Source organism: Desulfosarcina sp. (genome assembly GCF_041551955.1).
Lineage (GTDB): Bacteria > Desulfobacterota > Desulfobacteria > Desulfobacterales > Desulfosarcinaceae > Desulfosarcina.
On sequence record NZ_JBFELV010000534.1, the window covers coordinates 1 to 3,161 of the forward strand.

Genomic DNA, 3,161 nt, shown 5'->3' on the forward strand with positions numbered 1-3,161 from the left:
CTCAGTCCTCAGTCCTCAGCCCTCCGTCTTCCGTCTTCCGTCTTCCGTCTTCCGTCTTCCGTCTTCCGTCTTCCGTCTTCCGTCTTCTGTCCTCAGTCCTCAGTCCTCAGTCCTCTGTCCTCAATCCTCAGTCCTCTGTCTTATGTCCTCAATCCTCCGGCAGCCGCCACCCCTTCCATATCCCATAGATCACGGGCACCACGACCAGGGTCAGGATCGTTGCGCTGACCATGCCGCCGATCATGGGGGCGGCGATGCGCTTCATCACCTCGGAACCGGATCCATGGCTCCACATGATCGGGGCCAGACCCGCCATGATAGCCACCACGGTCATCATCTTGGGGCGCACGCGCAGGGCGGCACCCTCTTCGATGGCCTCGTTGAGATGGCGCCGGTTGAACCTGTTTCCGTATTTCTCGTTGAACTTGCGGTAAGAGATGTCCAGATAGATCAGCATGACCACCCCGGTTTCGGCAGCCACGCCGGCCAGGGCGATAAATCCCACACCCACGGCCACACTCATGTTGTACCCAAGAAGATACATGAGCCAGAACCCGCCGGTCAGGGAAAAGGGCACACTGAGCATCACCAGCAGGCTTTCGGCCATGTCCCTGAAGTTGAAATAGAGCAGCAGGAAAATGAGCAGCAGGGTCATCGGAACCACGATCATCAACCGCTTTTCGGCCCGAACCATGTATTCGTATTGTCCGCTCCACACCAGGCTGTAGCCCGGCGGCAGATCGATTTTTTCCTGGACGGTATTTTGGGCGGCCTTGACGTACGTCCCCACGTCGATGCCGGTGATGTCCACGTAAACATAGGCACTGTTGCGGGCGTTCTCACTCTTGACCACCGGCGGCCCCTTGACGATGCGGATGTCGGCCAGTTGGGCGATGGGGACTTGTGCGCCGGTGGGCGTAGGCACCAAAATCCGGCGCAGTTTCTCCGGCGTGTCCCGCAGTTCGCTGCCATAGCGCAGGTTGACCGGATAGCGCTCCAACCCTTCCACGGTCTGGGTGATGTTCATTCCGCCGACCGCGGTCATGATGATGTCTTGGACGTCACCCACCGTAAGCCCGTAGCGGGCCGCATCGGTGCGACGGATCTCGTAGTCCAGGAAATTGCCCCCGGTCACCCGCTCCGCATAGACACTCAGCGTCCCCGGGACCTCCCGGATAACGGCCTCCACCTGCTCACCAATATCGGAAAGCACCTGCAGATCCTCACCCATGATCTTGATGCCCACCGGCGTTTTGATGCCGGTAGAGAGCATGTCGATGCGAGTCTTGATGGGCATGGTCCAGGCGTTGGTCAGGCCCGGATACTGGATGGCCTTGTCCAGCTCATCCACCAGCTTTTCCATGGTCATGCCTTCGCGCCATTCGGATTCCGGTCGAAGCGTGATGGTGGTTTCAATCATGCTCAAGGGTGCCGGATCGGTGGCCGTCTCCGCCCGCCCGATTTTGCCGAACGTGTGGTGCACTTCCGGGAACGAGGCGATGATCCGATCGGTCTGCTGGAGCAGTTCTTTGGCCTTGGTGATGGAGATGCCCGGCAGGGTGGTTGGCATGTACAACAGGTCACCTTCGTTTAAGGGCGGCATGAATTCAGATCCCATGCGTTTGACCGGGATCCAGGTGAGCGCCAGGATCACCACCGCGGCAACCAGCACGATGGCTTTTTTCCTGAGCACCACCTTGATAATGGGGTGGTAGATCCAGATCAGAAACCGGTTTACTGGGTTTTCCTGCTCAGGGCGTATCTTTCCACGGATCAGGTAGCCCATGAGGATGGGCACGATGGTAATGGCCAACACAGCGGCCCCCACCATGGCGTAGGTCTTGGTAAATGCCAGGGGGCGAAACAGCCTGCCTTCCTGGGCTTCGAGGGTGAATACCGGTAAAAAACTTACCGCAATGATCAGCAAGGAGAAGAACAGCGCAGGGCCCACCTCCTTGGCGGCGTCGGCAATCAGCTCCCAGTGGGGTTTTTTCCCGCCGTCGTGCTCGATGTGCTTGTGGGCGTTCTCGATCATGACGATGGCACCGTCCACCATGGCGCCGATGGCGATGGCGATGCCCCCCAGGCTCATGATGTTGGCGTTGATCCCCTGGCCGTGCATGATGATGAAGCTGATGAACACGCCCACCGGCAGGGTAAAGATGCCCACCAGGGCGCTGCGGAAGTGAAATAGAAAAACGATGCACACGATGGCCACGATGACGCTTTCCTCGATCAGTGTGCGCTTGAGGTTGTCAACGGCACGCAGAATCAGCCCTGACCGGTCGTAGACCGCTTTGACGCGCACCCCTTCAGGCAGGCCGCTCTTGAGTTCGTCCAGGCGACGCTTGACGTTGTCGATCACCTTGAGGGCATTTTCGCCAAAGCGCATGACGATGACGCCGCCCACCACTTCACCCTGCCCGTTGTAGTCGGCAATGCCCCGCCGCAGCTCCGGCCCGAGCCTGACCGTGGCCACGTTGCGCAAAAGGATAGGGACCCCCCGGTCGTTCACACCCAAAGGAACGGAATACAGGTCTTCGATACTCTTGATATAGCCCAGCCCCCGGACCATGAACTCGGTCTCGCCCATCTCCACCAACCGGCCGCCCACGTCACTGTTGCTGCGCTTGATGGCCATGCGGATTTTCTGGATGGGGATGTTATAGGCCCGCAGCCGGTTAGGATCGACAACCACCTGGTACTGCTTGACGTATCCCCCGATGGAGGCCACTTCGGACACCCCCGGCACGCTGGCCAGTTCGTAGCGCAGAAACCAGTCCTGGATGGAACGCAGCTGGGCCAGGTCGTGGCGGTCGCTCTCGAGGGTGTACTCGAAAACCCAACCTACGCCGGTGGCGTCTGGGCCCAGTGAGGGGGTAACCCCCTGGGGCAGGCGGCCGGCTACAAAATTGAGGTACTCCAGCACCCGGCTGCGCGCCCAGTAAAGGTCGGTACCGTCCTCGAAGATGATATAAACGAAGGAGATGCCGAAAAAGGAATACCCCCGAACCACTTTGGCAAACGGCACCGACAGCATGGCGGTGGTCAGCGGGTAGGTGACCTGGTCCTCCACCAGCTGCGGTCCCTGGCCCGGAACCTCGGTGAAGATGATCACCTGCACGTCGGAGAGATCTGGGATGGCATCCAGGCGGATCTCC

Annotated in this window: 1 protein-coding gene; it reads right to left on the reverse strand. The window is 59.7% G+C overall.

The window, feature by feature from the left end; translation table 11 throughout:
- Positions 1–148 precede the first annotated feature (148 nt).
- Positions 149–3,161, reverse strand: a 3,013-nt coding sequence (locus ABYV26_RS23695) for an efflux RND transporter permease subunit (RefSeq protein WP_372683822.1), incomplete at its 5' end; no start/stop codon positions are given.